Source organism: Halorubrum sp. GN11_10-6_MGM, from assembly GCF_005435165.1.
GTDB lineage: Archaea > Halobacteriota > Halobacteria > Halobacteriales > Haloferacaceae > Halorubrum.
This window is the reverse complement of record NZ_SGUC01000016.1, coordinates 53437-72874: the sequence shown is the minus strand read 5'-3', so window position 1 is coordinate 72874 and position 19438 is coordinate 53437. Positions and strand designations below refer to the sequence as shown.

19 protein-coding genes are annotated in these 19438 nt (G+C 71.6%); 9 read left to right on the top strand and 10 right to left on the bottom strand.

Annotated elements, in window-relative coordinates:
- Positions 1-333 precede the first annotated feature (333 nt).
- Entirely contained in the window at positions 334-1536 is a 1203-nt protein-coding gene (locus tag EXE46_RS09755; RefSeq protein WP_137688201.1) for an acyl-CoA dehydrogenase family protein, read from the bottom strand.
- A gap of 142 nt (positions 1537-1678) precedes the next feature.
- Here EXE46_RS09755 and EXE46_RS09750 point away from each other — a divergent pair, with 142 nt between their 5' ends.
- The 3 genes from EXE46_RS09750 (at position 1679) to EXE46_RS09740 (ending at position 4978) form a co-directional block, all read left to right on the top strand.
- Positions 1679-2872 (top strand): MFS transporter, encoded by a 1194-nt coding sequence (locus tag EXE46_RS09750; RefSeq protein ID WP_137688200.1) that lies wholly within the window; start codon positions 1679-1681, stop codon positions 2870-2872.
- Positions 2873-3036: 164 nt separating this feature from the next.
- A complete protein-coding gene (locus EXE46_RS09745) occupies positions 3037-4374 on the top strand; it encodes an MFS transporter (RefSeq protein ID WP_137688205.1) in 1338 nt (445 codons plus the stop codon).
- A gap of 151 nt (positions 4375-4525) precedes the next feature.
- On the top strand, positions 4526-4978 hold the full coding sequence (locus EXE46_RS09740) for a universal stress protein (RefSeq protein WP_137688199.1): 453 nt from the start codon (positions 4526-4528) through the stop codon (positions 4976-4978).
- 36 nt (positions 4979-5014) lie between these two features.
- Here the strand turns inward: EXE46_RS09740 and EXE46_RS09735 are convergent, their stop codons facing one another.
- From EXE46_RS09735 to EXE46_RS09720, 4 genes are all read right to left on the bottom strand, one after another.
- On the bottom strand, positions 5015-6397 hold the full coding sequence (locus EXE46_RS09735) for an MmgE/PrpD family protein (RefSeq protein WP_137688198.1): 1383 nt from the start codon (positions 6395-6397) through the stop codon (positions 5015-5017).
- 81 nt (positions 6398-6478) lie between these two features.
- The gene (locus tag EXE46_RS09730; protein WP_137688197.1) at positions 6479-7780 is read right to left on the bottom strand and encodes a ribonuclease R family protein; all 1302 of its coding nucleotides are present in this window, start codon (positions 7778-7780) and stop codon (positions 6479-6481) included.
- 63 nt (positions 7781-7843) lie between these two features.
- Positions 7844-8767, bottom strand: coding sequence for a GIDE domain-containing protein (locus EXE46_RS09725; protein WP_137688196.1), 924 nt, complete (start codon positions 8765-8767; stop codon positions 7844-7846).
- A 36-nt stretch (positions 8768-8803) separates the two neighbouring features.
- The gene (locus EXE46_RS09720; protein ID WP_137688195.1) at positions 8804-9169 is read right to left on the bottom strand and encodes a hypothetical protein; all 366 of its coding nucleotides are present in this window, start codon (positions 9167-9169) and stop codon (positions 8804-8806) included.
- A gap of 232 nt (positions 9170-9401) precedes the next feature.
- Here EXE46_RS09720 and EXE46_RS09710 point away from each other — a divergent pair, with 232 nt between their 5' ends.
- Positions 9402-9884, top strand: coding sequence for a cation:proton antiporter regulatory subunit (locus tag EXE46_RS09710; protein WP_137688194.1), 483 nt, complete (start codon positions 9402-9404; stop codon positions 9882-9884).
- Between the two features lie 217 nt (positions 9885-10101).
- Positions 10102-11337: a cation:proton antiporter gene (locus EXE46_RS09705; protein ID WP_137688193.1), complete on the top strand. Its 1236-nt coding sequence runs from the start codon at positions 10102-10104 to the stop codon at positions 11335-11337.
- Positions 11338-11933: 596 nt separating this feature from the next.
- On the opposite strand, the gene EXE46_RS09700 is transcribed toward EXE46_RS09705, so the two are convergent.
- Positions 11934-12236, bottom strand: coding sequence for a DUF5789 family protein (locus EXE46_RS09700; RefSeq protein ID WP_137688192.1), 303 nt, complete (start codon positions 12234-12236; stop codon positions 11934-11936).
- Positions 12237-12513: 277 nt separating this feature from the next.
- The gene (locus EXE46_RS09695) at positions 12514-13674 is read right to left on the bottom strand and encodes an aminopeptidase P family protein (RefSeq protein WP_137688191.1); all 1161 of its coding nucleotides are present in this window, start codon (positions 13672-13674) and stop codon (positions 12514-12516) included.
- A gap of 93 nt (positions 13675-13767) precedes the next feature.
- On the opposite strand from EXE46_RS09695, the gene EXE46_RS17155 reads away from it, so the two are divergent.
- Complete coding sequence (locus tag EXE46_RS17155) at positions 13768-13935, top strand: hypothetical protein (RefSeq protein ID WP_199234148.1); 168 nt, start codon at positions 13768-13770, stop codon at positions 13933-13935.
- Between the two features lie 23 nt (positions 13936-13958).
- Positions 13959-14189 carry a hypothetical protein gene (locus EXE46_RS09690; protein WP_137688190.1) on the top strand — a complete coding sequence of 77 codons (231 nt, stop codon included), beginning with the start codon at positions 13959-13961 and terminating at the stop codon, positions 14187-14189.
- 67 nt (positions 14190-14256) lie between these two features.
- Here EXE46_RS09690 and EXE46_RS09685 read toward each other — a convergent pair whose 3' ends face one another.
- Positions 14257-14610, bottom strand: a complete 354-nt coding sequence (locus tag EXE46_RS09685; RefSeq protein ID WP_137688189.1) for a VOC family protein — start codon at positions 14608-14610, stop codon at positions 14257-14259.
- A gap of 78 nt (positions 14611-14688) precedes the next feature.
- Positions 14689-16068 (bottom strand): tRNA(Ile)(2)-agmatinylcytidine synthase, encoded by a 1380-nt coding sequence (locus EXE46_RS09680; protein ID WP_137688188.1) that lies wholly within the window; start codon positions 16066-16068, stop codon positions 14689-14691.
- 199 nt (positions 16069-16267) lie between these two features.
- Between EXE46_RS09680 and EXE46_RS09675 the strand changes: the two genes are divergently transcribed.
- Positions 16268-17239 carry a transcriptional regulator gene (locus tag EXE46_RS09675; protein WP_137688187.1) on the top strand — a complete coding sequence of 324 codons (972 nt, stop codon included), beginning with the start codon at positions 16268-16270 and terminating at the stop codon, positions 17237-17239.
- A gap of 71 nt (positions 17240-17310) precedes the next feature.
- Here EXE46_RS09675 and EXE46_RS09670 read toward each other — a convergent pair whose 3' ends face one another.
- A complete protein-coding gene (locus tag EXE46_RS09670; protein WP_137688186.1) occupies positions 17311-18891 on the bottom strand; it encodes a P-loop NTPase in 1581 nt (526 codons plus the stop codon).
- 190 nt (positions 18892-19081) lie between these two features.
- Between EXE46_RS09670 and ahaH the strand changes: the two genes are divergently transcribed.
- Positions 19082-19438: an ATP synthase archaeal subunit H gene (gene ahaH / locus EXE46_RS09665; protein WP_137688185.1), complete on the top strand. Its 357-nt coding sequence runs from the start codon at positions 19082-19084 to the stop codon at positions 19436-19438.

Here is a 19438-nt window from a genome sequence, read left to right as displayed (position 1 = left end):
GTCAGATTGAGCTTGATCGATCGCCTCATCGAGTTCCTCTTCACTCAGATGTTCGAGGTGATCTTTCGACGGTCCAGGCATAGTTCGTACTTACACTCTAATATTACAAATTTTTCGGCTATCACTATCGCCGCCGGCGACTGCCCCTTCGAGTCCCACCCCGACCGCACAGCACCGCAGCCTCACACCTCCCCAGCCTCGCGGTTCGCTCGGGCTCCCTCCGGTCGCCCGTCGCTCACCGCTCCCTCGCGCGTGCTCCTCGCGGCCGCCGAGGGCGGCCGCTCGCGGGCGCGCGCCACCGCATCGGTCTTATAAACAATTCCTCCCGGCGGATCAGTACGACCGCGGCAGTCCCAGCACGTTCTCGCCGAGGTAGTTCAGGGCGAGCTGCTGGGTGACGGGGACGAGCCGCGTCAGGCGGGCCTCGCGGAAGTAGCGCTCCACGTCGTACTCGCGGGCGACGCCGAAGCCGCCGTGGGTCTGGACCGCGGCGTCGGCCGCCTCGAACGCGGCCTCCGCGGCGAGGTACTTCGCGACGTTCGCCTCCGCGCCCGCCTCGGTGCGTTCGAGGTCGTCGAGCCGGTCGGCCGCGCTGTAGATCACCTTCTTGGCCGCGAGCAGGTCGGCGTACGCCTCGGCGAGCGGGTGCTGGACCGCCTGATTGGCGCCGATCGGACCCCCGAACACCTCGCGCTCGTTGGCGTACTCGATGCCGCGTTCCAAGGCGACCTCGCCGAGTCCGAGACACTCGGCGGCGATCACCAGCCGCTCCTCGTTGAGCCCGTCGAGGACTTGGTAGAACCCCCGTCCCTCCTCGCCGATCAGGTTCCGCGCGGGGACGCGCAGGTCGTCGAAGTACAGCTGGTAGGAGTGGACCGCGCGGCTCGCGCTCTTCGGGATGCGCTCGATCTCCAGCCCGTTCCCGTAGGCGTCGTCGAGGTCGACGAGGATCATCGAGATGCCGCGGGTGCGCTTCTCGACCTCCTCGCGGGGGGTCGTCCGCGCCATCAACACGAGGTAGTCGCTGTCCTCGACGCGGGAGATCCACACCTTCTCGCCGTTTACCACGTACTCGTCGCCGTCGCGCTCGGCTCGCGTCTCCATCGCCGTCGAGTCCGACCCGGCGTTCGGCTCGGTGAGGCCGAACGCCTGGATGCGGGCGTCGCCGTCGGCGACGCGGGGCAGCAGGTCCTCCTTCAGCTCCTCGTCGGCGTACTTCACGATCGGGACGGAGTTGTAGATCCCGCCGTGGATCGACTGCGGGCCGGCGAAGCCGCCGCCGCTCGCGGCGATCTCCTCCATCATCACCACGGCCTCGCTCGTCGACATCCCGACGCCGCCGTACTCCTCGGGGACGAGCATGCCGAGCCAGCCGTCCTCGGCGAGCGCGTCGACGAACTCCGTCGGGTACGTCGCGGTCCGGTCGCGCTCGCGCCAGTACTCGTCGCCGAACTCGGCGCAGAGATCGCGGATGCTGCGCCGCACGAGCGACTGCTGTTGGGTGAGTTCCACCGAGTCCCGCCAGTCCTGTGTCATGGTCTTTCCTTCCAGTCCCGGCCCATAAGGATTCGTGAGCGGGCAGTACGCGCCGACACGATCCGGAGTCGCCGCCGCTCCGCGGACCTGCGATTGCCGGGACGACACCGCTTATGAACCGGGGCGTGGTCCCTGCCGGTGGATGGACCGCTCCTACTGGCGAACCGTCTCGCTGGTGACGCTGTGGCAGGTGTCGGCGAGCATCTGTTACTACACCGTCTTCGCCGCGACGACGTTCTTCCGCGACGAGTTCGGGCTCTCCCGGTTCCAGGTCGGGCTCGTCGTCACGACGCTCACGCTCGGCTACGCGCTGTTCCTGCTGCCGGTGGGAGCGATAACCGACCGCGTCGGCGAGCGCCGGACCCTCTCGCTCGGCCTCGTCGGCCTCGCCGCCGGGATGGTGCTCGTCGCCGGCGCGCCCTCCTACGCGCTGCTTTTGGTCGCCGTCTTCCTGCTCGGCTCCGTCTACAGCACTGCGATGCCGGGGACGAACAAGGCGGTGTACGACAGCGTCTCTCCGGGGCGACAGAACACCGCGATGGGGATCAAACAGGTCGGCGTCACCGGCGGCAGCGGGATCAGCGCCCTGCTCGTCACCGGGCTCGCCGGCTACCTCTTCTGGCAGGCGGGATTCCTGATCGCGGCGGGGGTGGGCTTCGTCGTCGCCGTCGTCTTCGGCGTCCTCTACCGCGGCGCCGGCGGCGGGTCGACGAGCCGCCCGGACCTCCGCGGACTGGCGGGCAACCGGCCGTACGTCCTGCTCGTCGTCGCCGGGCTGTTCCTCGGCGCGGCACTTTTCACGACCACGGGGTACACCGTCCTCTACGTCGAGGAGTCGGTCGGCGCGTCGGTCGCGTTCGCCGGCACCGTGCTGGCGATCGTCCAGCTGTTCGGCAGCGGCGGGCGGCTCCTCGGCGGGTGGCTCTCCGATCGCCTCCCGGGCGACCCCCAGACCCGGATCGGCGCCATCCTCCTCGTCCAGACGGTCGCGAGCGCGGCGCTGTTCCTCGTTGTCGCGCGGACCTCCACGGAGGCGACCGCCGCGGCCGCGTTCGCCGCGCTCGGATTCTTCGTGTTGGGGTTCACCGGCGTCTACTACTCCGTCATGGCGACGCTGGTCCCCGCCGACCAGATGGGGAGCGCGACCGCCGGCTGTCAGGTGGCGCTCACCTCCGGGGCGCTGTTCGCCCCGCCCGCGTTCGGCTACCTCGCCGACACGGCGACGTACCGCGCGAGCTGGACCATGCTCGCCGGGGTGTGCGTCGTCGCCGCCGTCCTCGTCGTCGCCGTCATCCGCGCCGAGCCCCCGGTCGGCGAGACGGCGATGACCGAGTAGCGCGGTCGCGGCGCGTCGAGGCGCCGCGGTCGAGGCGGTGTCGGCACCGACCGCCGGTTCTCGCGCGACGCCGCCGGACGCCGCGGGCGGCTCGCCCCGGACTCTCGGCAACCGCGGCGGCTACCCCCGAGGTTATGAACCGACCCGACGAACCCCGGACCCACATGGACGCCGCCGAGCGCCGGATCGTCGGATTCACCGCGGGATCGCACGGGCTCGTCCACACCTACGAGCTGTCGATCCCGATCCTGTTGACGGTGTGGGTGAGCGAGTTCTCGACGACCGCCGCCGCGCTCGGCGTCGTCGTCACGCTCGGCTACGGGCTGTTCGGCGTCGGCGCGCTGCCGGGCGGTATTCTGGTCGACCGCTTCGGGTCGAAGCCGCTCATCCTCGCCTGCCTCGCCGGGATGGCCGGCTCGTTCCTCCTCGTGAGCGTCTCGCCGACGCTCCCCGTCCTCGCCGCGGCGATCGCCGTCTGGGGGCTCACGGCGAGCGTCTACCACCCCGCGGGGCTGTCGCTGCTCTCGACGTCGATCGACCAGCGCGGGACCGCGCTCGGCTACCACGGGATCGGCGGGAACCTCGGGATAGCGCTCGGCCCGCTGGCGACCGCGCTGCTGCTGTTGGCGTTCGACTGGCGGCTGGTCACGGCCGCGCTCGCGCTCCCCGCGCTCGCCGTCGCCGCGTACGGCGTCACCGTCGACGTCGACGCGGCGCTCTCCTCCGACGCCGCGGCGACCGCTGGCGTCTCCCCCGAGGACGCCGACGAGGGCGACTCGGACGGAGAAGGCGACTCGGGCGGAGCGGGCGACCCGGACGCCGAGACCGACTCGTCCGACGGGACGAAAGGCGAAGTCTCGCTGTCGTCGATCGCGGCGGACACGCGGGTCCTGATCGCCGGCGGCTTCCTGATCGTGTTCGCGTTCGTCACGTTCAGCGGCCTCTACTACCGGACGTTCCTCACGTTCCTCCCGGACCTGCTCGGCGACGTGCTCGGCGGCCTCGTCGACCTCCAACTGGTCGACCCGGCGAGTCCCTACGCCGACCAGTTCGACGTGGGGCGGTACCTGTACGTGGCGGTCCTCACGGTCGGCGTGTTCGGCCAGTACCTCGGCGGTCGCATCGCGGACCGCGTCCCTCCGGAGTGGGGGTTGATGGCGCTGATGGGCGTCCTGTCGGCGCTCGCGCTGCTCTTCATCCCCGCGACCGGGAGCGTCGCCACCTTCGTCGCGGTGTCGCTCGCGCTCGGCGTCGCGCTGTTCACGGTCCAGCCGCTCTCGCAGGCGACCGTCGCCGCCTACTCGCCGAGCGAGGCGCGCGGCCTCTCGTTCGGCTACACGTACGTCGGGATCTTCGGGATCGGCGCGCTCGGCTCGACGCTGGCCGGGACGGTCCTCACCCGCGCCGGCCCCCGAGAGCTGTTCGTCGTCTTGGCGGTCATCGCGGCGCTCGGCGCGCTGGCCGCGACCGCGGTCACCCGCTTCGCGACGCGGCGCGACTGAGCGCGAGTGGGGGGTCGCCCTCCTAAATCTCCCCGCCGTGCGGTCGCGGGGCCGACCCTCCGCCTCGTGTTCGACCCGCCGACCGCGGGGCGTTCGCGGCCTCTCGAATCCGGCGGGGGTATTTAACACGGCCGGCGTTCAACTCCGGCGTATGTACCACGTCCTGTTGCCGGTCGACATCGAGACGGACCGCGCGCTCTCGCAGGTCGCCGTCCTCGAATCGCTCCCGGCCGACCCGGCCGAGGTCGAGGTCACCCTGTTGCACGTGTACGAGTCCGTCGACGCGCCCGCCGACGAGGCGGGCTCGTCCGTCATCGACGAGATCAACGAGTCGATCGAGGACCTCCGCGGGATCCCCGACTCGCTGGAGGCCGTCGAGGCGCGGCTCGACGAGCTCGGCATCGCCCACGACCGCGAGCTCCACGTCGGCGACGCCGCGGACGCGATCCTCGCTGTCGCGGCCGACCGCGACGTCGACGCGATCGCGCTCGGGATGCGCGACCGCTCGCCGGTCGGGAAGGCGCTGTTCGGCAGCGTCAGCCAGTCGATCATCCTCAACGCCGACCGTCCGGTCATCGTCGGGAAGCCGTCCGACGAGGACTGAGCGACCGCCCCGTTTCCGCTCCGTTACTCCGCTCCCTTACTCCGCGGTCGCCGCCTCGACGAGCTCCGCGACGGACCGCCCGTCGAGCGACTCGACGACGCTCGCGAGGCGGTCGGCGTCGACGCCGCTGCCCGCGAGCAGCCCCGCCGCCTTCGCCTCCGTCTCCGCCGCCGACATCGGCCGTTCCGGCTCGCCGAGCGGCACGCTCACCGACGCCTCGCGCGTCTCGCCGCCGGCCGTCACGGCCACCCGGGCGCCCCACTCCTCGGGGAACCGCGTTTCGATCGCCGGGTCCGTCCCGACGCTCGTCGCGTCCATCAGCCGCCGGATCGCGGGGTCGTCCCACCGCGGCGGGTCGTCGAGCCGGCCGACGGCGCGCAGGAACGCCTCGGCGTCGGCGGTCCCCTCCGTGAGCGTGAGCGCGGCCGCGAACGGGGCGGAGAACTGGCAGTCGACGAACCCGTCCGGGCGCCGCTTCGCCTCGATCGGCTCGCCCGTGAGCCGGACGCCCGCGCTCGGGATCGCGACCTCGATCGACTCGACCGCGTCGGGGTCGACCTCGGGAGCGATCTCCCGGAGCGCGTCGATCGCCGAGTGGAGGTACCGACAGCACGGGTACGGCTTGCGGCCCGTCTGCGCGACCGCGTCGCGCTCCCCGATCCGCTCGACGGCCGCGGGATCCGGCTCGTCGGAGTAGCCGGCGAAGAAGCCGTGTTCGCCCGCGAGGGGGTCGGCCGCGCCGACGACGCCGGCGGCGGCGAGGTCGGTCGCCTCGATCCCGCGCCGGGCGGCGAGCCCCGGGTGGAGCCGCTTGTTCCACGCGCCGTTCGCGAGGAACTGGAGCGAGCCGGCCGCCTGGCTCCCCGCGATCCCGAACGCGTTCCGGAGTTCGTCCGCGTCGAGCCCGCGGACCACGCCGGCGGCCGCGACGGCCCCGAAGGTGCCGCAGGTCGCGGTGACGTGGAACCCCCGGTCGTAGTGGGCGTCGGGGCCGACCGCCTCGCCGACCGTACAGGCGACGTCGTAGCCGGCCGCGACGCCGTCGCGGAATCGGTCTGCGGACGTGTCCTCGCCCTCCGCGGCGGCGAGCGCGGCCGCGATCACGGGCGCTCCCGGGTGGAGCGACGAGGGGAGGTGCGTGTCGTCGAAGTCGAGGCTGTGCGCGAGCGCGCCGTTCGCCAGCGCGGCGTCGGCCGGAGTGAGCCGCTCGCCGCTCGGCAGGAGCGTCGCGGTCTCGTCCGTCTCCGGGTCGGGCGTCGGCCCCGCGAGCTTCCGGACGCCCTCTAGGATCGCCGGGGTGGAGTCGGCGTGGGTCGCGCCGCCGATCGCGACGGCGAACCAGTCGAGGAGGTGCGCCGGGAGGTCCGGGCGGTCGCCGTCGACGGACAGGCAGTGGTCGACGATGCGGTCAGTTACCATGCCGGCGGGTCGTCGCCGCCGACAATCAAGGTTGGCTCCGCGGCAGTCGCCGGGTCCGGGCGGCGGTCAGTCGCGCGGGACCTACGCGGTGTGTTTCGCTTCCTCGGGGTCCTCGACGACCTCGACGCCGCGGTTGTTGACCGCGTACGGGTCGAGCCCCTGTTCTTGGAGGAACTGCTTATAAAGTCGCTCGGCGGTCTCGCCGTCCTTCTGCTTGTCGCTGGCGTGGTCGCACAGCTCGACGAGAGTCTCGGGCACGTCGTTCTCGTGGACGATCCAGTGGTTGATCGTGTCCGACAGGCGGCGGATGGGCGAGGTGAAGTGGCCGTAGATGTCGAAGTTGAGCGCGTGGTGGCCGCCGAACGGGTCGTTCATGTACTTCGCGCGCGGCATCACCTTCAGCACGGCGCGCTGGATCTTGTTGAGCTGGCGCTCGGGCGACTCTTCGAGGGCGGCGTTGACCGCCTTCCGCGGGTCGTCGCCCCACGCGTCGCCGGGGATGGAGACGCCGTCGAGCTCCTGGATCTCTTTTAAGGCCTCGTTCCACTGGTCGGGGGTCGGCTGCGGGTGGACGCGATACATCGCCTCGACGCCGCGGTCCCACATGAGGGTGTGCGTCACCGCCTTGTTCGCCTTCAGCATCGACTCCTCGATGATGGTGTGCGCGCGGTCGCGGCGGGGGTTGAGGACGAGCGAGCCGTCCTCCTTGCGCTGCTCGTGCATCCGGTCCGCGAGATCGAAGGCCAGCTGGTTCTTCTCACTGAGGGGTAACTCGGGGTCGTCGAGCCGCTCCTCGCACTCCGAGTAGGTGAGCCGCTCGTCGGAGTTGATCACCGATTTGTAGATGTCGATGTCCTCAAAGGACAGCGTCTCCTCGTCGATCTCCATCTCGACGGTGTGCGCGAGCCGGTCTTCGTTCGGGACGAGCGAGCAGACGGTCTCGGCCAGCACCGGCGGGAGCATGTGGATCGTGTAGTCGGGCAGGTAGACGGTGTTGGCGCGCTCGACCGCCTCCTCCCACATCGCGGTGTCGGGCGTGACGTAGTGGGTCACGTCGGCGATGTGGACCCACAGCCGGTAGGCGCCCTCCTCCCGTTCGATCGAGATGGCGTCGTCGAAGTCCTGCGCGTCGACCGGGTCGGTGGTCCACGTCGTCAACTCGCGGAGGTCCTCGCGCTCGTCGATCTCGGCTTCGATCTCCTCGTAGACGCCCTCGGTCCGGGCCTCGGCCTCGCGGAGGACCTCGCTCGGGAACTCGTCGCGGATCTCGAACTCCTCGAACAGCTCCTCTCGCTTCTCGGCGAGTCGGTCCGCGAGTTCCGGCGTGATCGTCACGGGCCCTTGGTCCTCGGCGGACCCGGGCTTCGGCTCGTCGTCTGACATACCTCACCCAACGCGGGTGCGTTAGAAAGGCCTGTCGGGCGGGCTGAAACGGGGGTCGGGGACTCAGACGAGCGCCGCGATCAGCGGCGTCAGCGCCAGCGCGCCGACCGCGAGCGCGACGACGCCGAGGACGATCGGGACCGCCGACGAGCCGACCAGCCGGAGCGCGGTCGAACGCGCGCTCGCGTCCGAGACGAGGAACGGCGACCCGTCCGCGATCCGCGATTTCACCTCGCCGACGGGCGCGTCCGGGAACGCCTCGCTGTCCCCGACGACCGTCACCTCGTCGCCCGGGCGGAGCGCCCGCTGGACGTACCGGCGCCGCGGGTCGTCGCCGATCGTGAGCGGGCCGATCTCGTACCCCGTCTCCGTCTCGTCGACCTCGTCGACCGCGTCGATGAACCCCCGGACGCGCTCGGGCGGCTCCTCGCCCGCGTCGAGCTTGATCTTCTCGTCGACGTTGAGCGAGAAGGTCGCCGCCGCGGGATCGACCCGGACGCCGGTCCCGCCGTCGTCGACGCGGAAGGGAACGCCGGCCTCGCCCTCGTCGATCGCGACCCACGACTGCCCGTTCCCCTGACTGCGGAGCTCGGACACGTCGTACTCGACGCAGAGGCACGGGTCGCCCCCGAACGGCGCGGGGAGCGTCTCCCCGTCGACTTCGGCGGCGCGGCCGGTCACCCGTATCCGTCGTTCCGCGCCGTCGAGCCCGGCGGGGTCGGTCGCGCTCGCCCGGACGACCCGGATCGCGTCGCGGGCGCCGGCCGCGCCGTACGCGAGGAACGCGAGACCGACGACCAGCGCGCCGGCGCCGACCGCGCTCGGAACGAGGTCGACGGCGCCGTTGCTGAGTACAAACGGGCCAACGGCACCGCTGTTGAGTACAAACGGGCCAACGGCACCGCTGTTGAGTACAAACGGGTCGACTGTCCCGAACGCCGACAGCACGGCGTTATCGGTCGCGGCCGCTGCGTGGAGGGCACACATGCGTACGGTCGCGGTACCGAGCCGGGACGGGTATCGTTACCGATCGCGGTCGCGGTCCGAGCGCGTGCGGTCCGACCGACCGCGGTCCGAGCGGCTCCCCGACCCACTCTCGTCGGTCCGGTCGCCGGCGTCGTCCGCGACCGCGTCGGCGTAGCGGTCGAGGAACTCCTCGGTGGAGAGGCCGTCCGATTCGATCGAGAGGATCAGCGATTCGAGGCCGTCGCGGGGCTGGTGGGATATCTCGTCGTCGCAGTCGGCACAGAGGTACTCGAACTCCTTGTCGCGTCGGTTCCAGCGGTCGCCCTCCTTGTCGTACTCGCGCGCGTCCTCCCGCAACACCGAGTCCCCGCACGCGATGCACACCACCGTCCGCCGGTCCCGACTCCCCCGGGAGCGCCACATATCCGTCACCTCGGCCCCACCCCACTTAGCGTTTGGTGCGGCGGCCGACGCGCGTCGGACGCGGTCTCGGTCCGCTCGCCGGACGCGGGCGAGGAGCCGCCCGTCGGGCGCCGCTTCGGATCGCGGCTCGGGACGGGGTCTCGGTCCGCCCGTCGGCGGGGCCTCGGGTCGAGCGCGTCCGCTCCCGCGGCGCGACGTACAGACATATTACCGTGGACTCTCTGCCCTCTGTATGACGATCACCGAGTCCGACCTCCCGGGAGTCGGGAAGAAGTTCGAGATCGAGTTAGGCGGCGGCGAAGCGATGATCGTCGTCATCCACAACACGGGCAAACGCGAGGTGTTCCGCCGGCGCGACCCCGACGCCGACTCCGAGAAGGCGTTCGAGTTCTCCGACGACCTCGCGCGGACGATCGGGTCGATCATCGAGGGGGCGTACTTCCAGCCCGTCGAACCGGAGACGCAGGAGACGACGCTTCCGGGCGGGATCCTCTTGGAGTGGTACGAGCTCCCGCCCGGCTCCCCGCTCGTCGGCGAGACGCTGGAGAGCGCCGACATCGGCAACCGGACCGGGCTCGCCGTCGTCGCGATCCAGCGCGACGACGAGGTCATCGACAGCCCCGGCGCCGAGACCACCCTCAGCGAGGGCGACACCCTGATCGGGGTCGGCACGCCCGCGAACTGCGAGGCGTTCGAGGAGATACTCACCGGATGAGCGGTCGGTTCCCCGGACGCGCCCCGACTCGCTCTGCCGTCGTGTCCCGCTCTGCCGTCGTGTCCCGCTCTGCCGTCGTGTCCCGCTCTGCCGTCGTGTCCCGCTCTGCCGTCGTGTCCCGCTCCGCAGTCGTCTCGACCCGCCCCGGCGCTTCGACTCGCTCCGGCTCCCCGCCGTTCCCCGTCGTCCGGACCCCTCGATCCGGGGGTGGCCGGTAGTGGCGCTGCTCGACGTCGGTGTCATGTTCGCCGCGGTCGCGGTCGCCGGCGCGCTCGCGAACCGCCTCGGGCAGTCCGTGATCCCCGCGTACATCCTCGTCGGGATGCTGCTCGGGGAGTCCGTCCTCGGGCGGGTCGCGCTCCCCGCGGTCGGGTCCGTCTACGTCCCCGAGACGGAGTTCATCTCGCTGGGCGCGGAGCTGGGGATCGTCTTCCTCCTGTTTTTCCTCGGGCTGGAGTTCAACCTCGACCGGCTGCTCGCGCGGTGGCGTCCGATCGGGACGGCGGGAACGATCGACCTCGCGAACTTCGGCGTCGGGCTCGTCCTCGGCTGGCTCGTCTTCGGCGCGTTCCTCCCGGCGTTCCTCGTCGCGGGCATCGTCTACATCTCCTCGTCGGCGGTGATCACGAAGTCGCTCATCGACCTCGGCTGGATCGCCAACGACGAGGCGGAGCCGCTGCTCGGCACCCTCGTCTACGAGGACCTGTTCATCGCGGTCTACCTCTCGGTCGCGTCCGCCCTCGTGCTCGGCGGCGGCGACGTCGCGGCCGCCGCGGTCGACGTGGGTATCGCGCTCGCGTTCATCGCCGGACTGCTCGCGGTCGTCCGGTTCGGCGGCCCGCTGTTCGAGCGGCTCGTCGCGACCGACAACCGCGAGTTCGTGGCGCTGCGCGCCGTGGCCGCGGTCGTGTTCGTCGCCGGCGCGGCGCTCGCGCTCGGCGTCAGCGAGGCGGTCGCGGCCTTCTTCGTCGGGATGGCGTTCTCCGCGACGGATCGGGTCCACGCCATCGAGACGATTCTGGAGCCGGTCCGAGACGTGTTCGCCGCGGTCTTTTTCTTCTGGATCGGGCTCGTGACGGACCCCGCGCTGTTCCCCGACGTCGCGGCGCTCGTCGCGCTCGCCGTCGTCGTCACCACGCCGTCGAAGCTCGTCACCGGCTACCTCGCGGGGCGCGCCTTCGACCTCGACGTCCGGCGGTCGACGCGGGTCGGGCTCGGCATGACCACGCGCGGCGAGTTCTCGCTGATCATCGCGACCGTCGCGGTCACCGGCGCGACTGGCGGCGCGTTCGACCCGGCGCTCGCGGGGACGATCAACGCGTTCGCGGTCGGCTACGTCCTCGTCATGGCGGTGCTGGGCACGACGCTGATGAGCTACTCCGCGCCGTTCGAGTCGGTCGCGACTTCGTGGCTGGACTCAGCTGACGCCGGTGACGGTGAGTCGTTGGGATAGACTGGCGGCGCGCTGACCCCCGTCGACGCCGCGGTCGACCGCTTACGAGATTCCGACGCGAACGAGTCGGAGACCACCGAAGCCCGACCTGCTCGGCAGTACGTAGCTGTTTCTTATAAATCGCTGATCGTCACGAACACCGCCGAAGCCCCAGCCGCTCGGCTATACGATGTTCTCTTCGCTTATGAATCACTGAGCCACACGAACACTGCCGAAGCCCCAGCCGCTCGGCTGTACGAGATCGGTTCTGCTTGTAAACTGCTGATCGACACGAACGCCACCGAAGCCCCAGTCGCGAGGCGGGCGCACGCTCGCTGCGCTCCTCGTCACTCGCTCCGCTCGTTCCTGCGGTGCTTACGTCGCCTGCGCCCGCCTCGCGACTGCCCCTTCGAGTCCCGCCCCGCACCGCAGCCTCACGCCTCCCCAGCCTCGCCGTTCGCTCCGGGCTCCCTCCGGTCGCCCGTCACTCACGACGTCCCTCGCGCGTGCGACTCGCGGCGCGAAGCGCCGCTCGCCGGCACGCGCCGACCGCCGGTATATAAATGCCTCTTGTCGTCTCGGCGACTATTTATAACTAGATTCGTCGCGCTCGGGGCTTACTCGGTCGCGACCGGACCGCTGCCGACGACGTCTTCGACCGCCTGAAGGAAGTCGCTCCGGCTCTCGAACAGCGGGACCTCGCTCTCCGCGAGGACATCGTCGAGCGTTTGCGGCCCGTCGGGCGTCCGGAGCTCGGCGTTGCCCTCCTGCTCGCGGACGTCGCTGCGCGTCGCGGGCCAGGTGAGTCGCGACGCGACGCGGGCGACCGGCTCGCCGGCCACGTCCGGGCCGTCGCCGAGTTCGACGGCCGGCTCCGCTTCCGCCTCTTCGTCCCCCTCGTCCGCATCGGTGTCGCTCATGGCTCGCGGTTCCGCTCGGGCGACACTAATGGTTTCGATGCCGCGCGAGCGTCTGTGGGGGCGATCCGCGCCCTCGGTCCGACTCAGAGAACATACCCGAAATAATTCGGTAATACTGTTATATTATCCGGCCGTAATTTCCGGTTGGGGGCAGGCACACGACTCCCGTACTCGCGTGCCGACGCTCGGCACGCCGGTCTCCGCGGTTTCTGCGTCGCGTCCGACTCCGGTGAGCCGCCGCGCTCGCCGCCCGTCAGTTCGCCGCGCTCGCCGGTCGCTACTCCCAGCCGCGGTCGGTCCGGTTCAGCCGCTCGCAGCCGTCCTTGGTGACGACCACGAGGTCCTCGATCCGACAGCCGAACCGCCCGTCGAGGTAGACCCCCGGCTCGACGGAGCAGACCATACCGGGCTCCAGCGGGCGGTCGTTCCCGGCGACGAGGTACGGCTCCTCGTGGACGTCGAGCCCCACCCCGTGTCCGGTCCGGTGGACGAACGCGTCGCCGTACCCGGCCGCCTCGATCACCTCGCGCGCGGCGCGGTCGACGGCCGACGCGGGGACGCCGGGGCCGACGGCCTCCACGCCGGCCGCCTGCGCCTCGCGCACGACCTCGTGGACTTCGCGGTACGCCTCGGGCGGGTCCCCGCCGAAGGCGAGCGTCCGCGTCTGGTCCGAGGGGTAGCCGTCGACGCGCGTCCCGAAGTCGAGGACGACCGGCTCGCCCGCCCGGATCTCGCGGTCGCCGTGGCCGTGGTGGGGTTTCGCGCCGTTCTCCCCGGCGGCGACCACCGTCTCGAAGCTGACGCCGCGCCCGCCGCGCTCGGCCAGCCGGTCCGCGATCCAATCGGCGAGCGCCGCCTCGGTCATCCCGACCGCGTCGGCGCCAAGGTCTCGGAGGTCGCCGACGACCGCGTCCGCGACCCCGGCCGCCGAGCGCAGCGCCGCCAGTTCGGCCTCGTCCTTCCGGACTCGGAGGTCGGCGAGCGCCTCGCCCGCGAGCCCCCACGTCGCGTCGGGCGCCGCCGCGCGCAGGTCCTGCGTGAACCGCGCCCACATCGTGTCGTCGACGAGCAGGCGCCCCGAGTCCAGCCCCCGGTCGGCGAGCAGCTCGCGCGTCGCCGCGACCGGGTCGTCGCCGTCGCTCCACGTCCGGATCTCCCCGATCGTCGTCGCCTCCCGCACCTGCGTCTCGTACAGCGCCGGGACGAGCAGCGCCGGCTCGGGCTCACCCGCGGCCGCCGCCGGGACGACGAGGAAGAAGTGGCGCTCGCCGGGCTCCTCGGCGAAGCCGGTGAGGTACTGGAGGTTCCGGCTCGGAAACGCGATCAGGCCGGCCGCCCCGACCGCGTCGAGCCGGCCAGCGGCCCGCTCGCGTCGTCGCTCGTGCGGTCCGGCCGACTCCCCTCCCGTCGCCCAGTCCGCGTGTTCGTCGTCGGTCACGCGCCGCGGTTCGACCTCGATATATAAGTAGGGTGGCGTTGATGCCGCGGCAAGCGGTCCATAACTACCCGTGACCGGTTGCTACGGAGTGTCATGTCGACCGAGAACGCGGCGACGTTCGACTGCCCCGACTGCGACGTGAGCGCCCCCTCGACGTCGGTGCCGTACGACTCGCTCGGTTACGTCGTCTGTCCGGTGTGCGGGTACGCGGCCGCGCCGCACGCGGAGCGTCACCGCGGTCGCGGAACCGCACCGCTTTAGCCGCGCGGGCCGTCGGCCCGGCCATGAGCTGGTCGCTGGAGCGCGACGACGGCACGGTCACCGAGTGGGAGCGATCGGACAGGTACGCGACCGTCAGACTCCGGGAACGCGGAGACGGCGAGTTCGTCGTCCGCCTCGACGTGATGGAGCAGGCGGCCGACGAGTCGGCCTACGAGCGGGAGCGGTTCGGCGACCGCGACGCGGCCGAGGAGCGCGCGGCGGCGTGGCGCGACGAGCGCGCGCTCGACGAGTAGCCCGGGTCGAACGCCGGCCCAAGTCGAACGCCGGCAAGTCCGCGGTCGAACGCCGGCACCCACCTGCCTACTCGATGTCGACGCCGTCGTCGAGGAAGACCTGGCACTCGACGGTTCGTCCCTCCGGGTCCTCGGCGAAGCACTGGTAGATGTCGTACGTCTCGTTCTCTCGCGGCTCCGTCACGACGGCGTCGCCGAGGGCGTCGGCGGCCGCGTCGACCCCCGCTCGGTCCGGGTAGACGAACGTCAGGATGCCGCAGTCGGCGGCCGCCTCGCGCTCGCAGAACCCGAACAGGAACCCGTCGAACGCCAGTATCGTACAGTCGGGCTGTTCGAGCCGCACGGTCGCGCCGAGTCGGTCGCGGTAGAAGTCGACGACGTCGTCGCGCCGCTCCGTCGCGTGGAAGACGATTCCGGTCACGGCCACCCGCTCTCGCCCGGGGTACTTCACCGCTCCGGGCGCCCGGGGCCGACGGCGCCGTCCCGCTCCCGGTGGGTCTCACCGCTCCGGGTGGACCGGCGCGTCGAATCCGCCCCGGACGAGGGGCTTCGCGACGTGGCGGCGCGCGCTCGGCGGCACCTCGTACCACCCGATGTCGAGGTCGCGCTCGATCGGTTCCTCGACCTTCCCCGGCGCGCTCGTCCCGCAGTCGCGACACCGGTACCCCTGCCCGCTCCCCGCGGACGACATCGAGCGCCCGCAGTCGGGACAGGCGGGGACCGCCGGCGCAGTCCGGACGAGGTCGCGGACGGCGAACTTTTCGAGCTTCAGGGTGCTTTCGGGTCCGTCCACCTCCGGCCGCACCTCGTGTTCGCCGCAGAGGGTGACGCGGTCGCCGGGCCGGAGCGCCCGGACGCGGTCGCGAAATCGGCCAGTGGGCGCGAACGCGACGACCCGGAGAGGGTCACGGGAGTCGGTGTCGGCTCCGTCGCGGTCGCCCGCGACGTCGAGGTGAACGTGGCCCCCTCGTTTCGTCTCCGGCGCGCTCGCTACCGTTCCGGCGACGCGGTAGCCCGCGCCGTCGCGGAGATTCCCGATCCGCCCGGGCGCGAGGTGGGCGTCGGTGCCCTGGTTCGTCAGGAACGTCGCGGCGCGGTCGACCGTCTCGCCGTCGATCGCGGCCGCGACCTCCCGGCACGCCCCCGCGTCGTCGCCGCGGATCCCGTAGAGGATCGGTCCCGGAGCGTTGGGGACGCAGACGGGGGTCCCCGTCTCGCGGTCGACGGTGTCCCAGACCGTCGGGTACCCCGATTCGGCGGCGGCGAAGGCGCTCTCGACGTCGACGTCGCGGGGCGTGCCGCAGCGGTCGAGCGCCCGGTACGAGATGCGCTCGAACGTCCACTCGTCGAACGCCGCCGGCGCGCCGACCGCCGCGAGCGCGCCGATCCGCCCCCGGCCGGCGACCGCTGCCGTCTCGCTCGCGCCGCCCGCCGACCCGATCGCGGCGTGTCGGAAGCCGTGTTCGTCGGCGAGTTCGACAGCCTCCGCGACGGTGAGGCGCTCGCGGAGCGCGCGGCGCGCGAACGCCGCGACCGCGTCGGGGATCGGCGATCCGGTCGGATCGAAGGGGTCGCCGGCGACGTCGCGGTCGGCGACGACGACGCCGGGCGAGGTCCGCGGGTCCGACGCGGCGGCGAACTCCTCGACCGTCTCGACGGCGGTCGTCGCGGCCGTCTCCGCGTCGACTCCGGTCACGTGGAGCGCGACCGCGGCGTTCCCGCGCGTCTTGTGTTTTACCGCCGGGTTCAGGCGGACGAGCAGCCGCCGCTGGACGCGGCCGCCGGCGTCCGCGAGCCGCTCCGCGACCCGCGTCGCCACGTACGTCGTACACATCCCGCGCTCGCGGGAGTCGGTGTCGTCGACGGCGACGATCGGCATGCGACGGGGTTCGGCGCGGCGGGTCAAGCCCCTTTCGAGGGCGGTCGCGGGGAGGGCCGCCGACGGCGGTAGCGCGCTCCGAATCGGCCGCGTATATAACCGTTTCTCGGCTCGGACGCCGAAAATCGCACGCGGGCAGCGGTTTCGTCGCTGGCGAAACGACACAACGCATATATACGGCGAGCCGCTTATCTCGGCTATGTCCCGGACTGCGCTCATCGGGAACGTCACCGCGATGCTGGAGGACGCGGGCTTCCTCGTCAGCGACCGGTGTGCGGTCCGGCCCAAGAGCTTCGACGTGGCGGCCCGCCGCGACGAGGACCTACTGCTGTTGAAAATTCTCGGCAACGTCGACGCGCTCGACGCGGAGACCGGCGCGGAGATGCGCCGGCTCGGCGAGTACCTCAGGGGGACGCCGATGGTGATCGGAATCCGCACCCGCGACGAGGAGCTGAAGCCCGGCGTCGTCTACTTCCGCCACGGCGTGCCGGTGATCAACCCCGATACAGCCTACGACCTGTTCGTCGAGGGCATGCCCCCGCTCATCTACGCGGCCCCCGGAGGACTGTACGTCAGCCTCGACGGCGACCTGCTCGCCGACGAGCGCGAGGAGCGCGGGTGGTCGCTCGGCCGCCTCGCGAACGAGCTGGGCGTCTCGCGCCGCACCGTCTCGAAGTACGAGGACGGGATGAACGCCTCCATCGAGGTGGCGATCCAACTGGAGGAGCTGTTCGACCAGCCCTTCTCCAGCCCGGTCGACGTGCTCGACGGCGCGGACGAAGTTCGCGACTCGGACCCGACGCCCTCGGCGCCTGCGGCCGACCCCGACGACGAGCACGTCCTCCACGTGCTCACGAGCGCCGGCTTCACGGTCCACCCGACCGCCCGGGCTCCGTTCAAGGCCGTCTCGGAGGACGAGGACAGCCCGGCGACGCGAGTGCTCACCGGCCACTCGGCGTTCACCCCCGCGGCCGAGAAGCGCGCTCGGATCATGTCCTCCATCGGCGAGGTGGCCCGGACCCGTTCGGTGTACTTCACCGAGGAGGACGAGAAGCGCGAGTCCGTCGACGGCACCGCCCTCGTCTCCTGTGAGGAGCTCGCCGAAGTCACCGACCCCGAGGAGATCCGCGAGCTGATCCGCGACCGCGCCCGGGCGCCCTCGGAAGCCTGACCGCGGCGCCGCCATTCGTTCGATTTTCGCGTTCCGTTCGGTCGAGGTGCCGTCTCGCTCGCCGGCCGAACTCACCGACCGAGGAGCCGGCTGAAGAAGCCGCCACCGTTCTCCGTGTCCTCGTCGTCCGCGGCCGACTCCGCTTCGGGTTCCGCTTCCGCGCCCTCGTCGTCGGCCGTCTCGGCGTCGGCGTCCCCGTCGTCTCCCTCGGAGAGCACGGTGTTCATCGTCCCGGTGTCGTCGTCGCGGAACGGGATGCTGCCGGCGAGTTCGTCGTCGATGTCGTCCTCAGCCGCCGTTGGTTCGTCGTCGATGTCGTCCGCCGCCGTCTGTTCGACGTTCGCTCGACCCTCCTCTCCGTCGCCGCGCCCGACGGGCGACCCGCGTGCCGTCTCGTCCGCGTCGGGGATCGCGTCCGAGTCCTCGTCGGCGGTATCGTCTTCGTCGCCCTCGCCGTCTTCGTCGCCCTCGCTGTTGACGGCGACTTCGTCGTCTTCACCGACTCCGTCGTCGTCGTCGACGAGATCGCGTTCGTCCTCGTCGCCGTCGGTCGCCTCGGCGTCCGCCGTCTCGCTCGCGACGATGATGTCGTCGCCGTCGTCCGGCTCCGCCACCCCGGTCGCCTCGGAGTCCGCGACGATGATCTCCTCGTCTTCGGCGTCGCCCTCCGCTTTCGGTTCGACGCCGTCCGGTTCGTCGGAGCCCGCTCGGTCGTCACCGTCCGCTTCGTCCGGTTCCGCTCGGTCATCGCCGTCCTCGTTGTCGTCGTCGGGCTCGTCGTCGACGATCACCGCGTCGTCGTCGGGCGCGTCCGGTTCGCTCTCGACCTCGTCGATCTCGGTCTCCCCGGCGTCGTCCATCCTCTCGGCGTCATCGTCCGCTCCCCCGGCGTCGCCGCCGCGCGCTCCGGTCCCGCTCGCCGCCTCGGCAGCGGGCGCGTCGAGCCTGGCCCCGTCGACGACCGCGCCGGTCAGCGCTCGGGCCAGATCGCGGTACGCCCGCGTCGCGGGTGCGTCGGGCGCGACGGCCGTGAGCGGACGGTTCGCCGCCGCGGCCCGGCCCACGGCCTCGTCGTCCGGGATTCGCCCGAGGACGGGGGCGTCGAGCAGGGCGGTGACGACCTCGTCGGTGTCGGCGGTCACGCGGGTGATCGCGGCGCCCGCGACGGTCCCGCCGAGGCGCTCGGTCAGCTGGCGGGTCTTCTCGGTGTCGCCGAGGGCGCTCCGCTCGGGAGTCGAGACGAGCAGCGTCTCGTCGGCGACCGCCAGCGGCAGCGTGGAGTCGTGCGACAGCCCGGCGCCGGCGTCGACGAACACGTAGTCCGCGTCGCCGAACGCCTCGACGACCCGGCGGAGCCCCGAGGGGTCCGCCGCCGCGTACGCGTCAAGGTCGGTCGCCCCCGGGAGGACCCGAAGCCCGCCCGGCCCCGAGCGGACCGCCGCCTCGGGCTCCGCCTCGCCGGCGAGAACGTCGTGGAGGGTGGTCTCGCCGGGGGTCACCCCGACGGCGCCCGCGAGGTTCGCCATGCCGAGGTCGGCGTCGATCGCGACGACGTCGGCGCCCGAGTCCGCCAGGATCGTCGCGAGCGCCGCGGTCGTGGTGGTCTTGCCCACGCCACCTTTCGCCGACGCGACCGCATACACCGTTGCCATACGGTGACGGTCCGGCGACTGCTACTTAAATGTAGGCGGCGACGGCCGGCTCTCCCCGGCGGCGCGGCCGCGTTCCGGTGCGAAGAGGCGCCCGGAACCGCCCCGGAATCGCCCCGGAATCGGCGCGCAACCCCGCGGGCTTTCGCAAACACCTTATACGTCGCTTGTAGAGTTTCAGGCGATTAGTAGCATGGCGAGACCAGAGGTGCTCAACTCGATCAAGGAGGCCGAACGGGCGGCGGACGAGATCATCGCGGACGCGGAATCGGACGCCGAGGAGCGCCTCGCCGAAGCTCGAGAACGCGCGGACGAGATCCGCGCCGAGGCCGAAGCGGAGGCGGAGTCGGAGGCCCAAGAGCGGCTCGAAGCGGCCCGCGAGGAGATCGAGGAGCGGCGCGAGGAGATCCTCGAATCGGGACGTGCCGACCGCGACGAGCTCGAAAGCGAGGCCCGCGACCGTGTGGAATCGGCCGTCGACTACGCCGTCGAGCGGTTCGAGGCGGCCGTTCACGACCAGGCCGAGGAGGCGGTGAATGCTCAGGCCTGA

Excerpts from the sequence above, each read along its gene's own strand:
- EXE46_RS09755 (WP_137688201.1), bottom strand. The coding sequence starts at position 1,536 with ATGACACAGGACTGGCGGGACTCGGTGGAACTCACCCAACAGCAGTCG.
- EXE46_RS09750 (WP_137688200.1), top strand. The coding sequence starts at position 1,679 with ATGGACCGCTCCTACTGGCGAACCGTCTCGCTGGTGACGCTGTGGCAG.
- EXE46_RS09745 (WP_137688205.1), top strand. The coding sequence starts at position 3,037 with ATGGACGCCGCCGAGCGCCGGATCGTCGGATTCACCGCGGGATCGCAC.
- EXE46_RS09740 (WP_137688199.1), top strand. The coding sequence starts at position 4,526 with ATGTACCACGTCCTGTTGCCGGTCGACATCGAGACGGACCGCGCGCTC.
- EXE46_RS09735 (WP_137688198.1), bottom strand. The coding sequence starts at position 6,397 with ATGGTAACTGACCGCATCGTCGACCACTGCCTGTCCGTCGACGGCGAC.
- EXE46_RS09730 (WP_137688197.1), bottom strand. The coding sequence starts at position 7,780 with ATGTCAGACGACGAGCCGAAGCCCGGGTCCGCCGAGGACCAAGGGCCC.
- EXE46_RS09725 (WP_137688196.1), bottom strand. The coding sequence starts at position 8,767 with ATGTGTGCCCTCCACGCAGCGGCCGCGACCGATAACGCCGTGCTGTCG.
- EXE46_RS09720 (WP_137688195.1), bottom strand. The coding sequence starts at position 9,169 with ATGTGGCGCTCCCGGGGGAGTCGGGACCGGCGGACGGTGGTGTGCATC.
- EXE46_RS09710 (WP_137688194.1), top strand. The coding sequence starts at position 9,402 with ATGACGATCACCGAGTCCGACCTCCCGGGAGTCGGGAAGAAGTTCGAG.
- EXE46_RS09700 (WP_137688192.1), bottom strand. The coding sequence starts at position 12,236 with ATGAGCGACACCGATGCGGACGAGGGGGACGAAGAGGCGGAAGCGGAG.
- EXE46_RS17155 (WP_199234148.1), top strand. The coding sequence starts at position 13,768 with ATGTCGACCGAGAACGCGGCGACGTTCGACTGCCCCGACTGCGACGTG.
- EXE46_RS09690 (WP_137688190.1), top strand. The coding sequence starts at position 13,959 with ATGAGCTGGTCGCTGGAGCGCGACGACGGCACGGTCACCGAGTGGGAG.
- EXE46_RS09680 (WP_137688188.1), bottom strand. The coding sequence starts at position 16,068 with ATGCCGATCGTCGCCGTCGACGACACCGACTCCCGCGAGCGCGGGATG.
- EXE46_RS09675 (WP_137688187.1), top strand. The coding sequence starts at position 16,268 with ATGTCCCGGACTGCGCTCATCGGGAACGTCACCGCGATGCTGGAGGAC.
- EXE46_RS09670 (WP_137688186.1), bottom strand. The coding sequence starts at position 18,891 with ATGGCAACGGTGTATGCGGTCGCGTCGGCGAAAGGTGGCGTGGGCAAG.
- ahaH (WP_137688185.1), top strand. The coding sequence starts at position 19,082 with ATGGCGAGACCAGAGGTGCTCAACTCGATCAAGGAGGCCGAACGGGCG.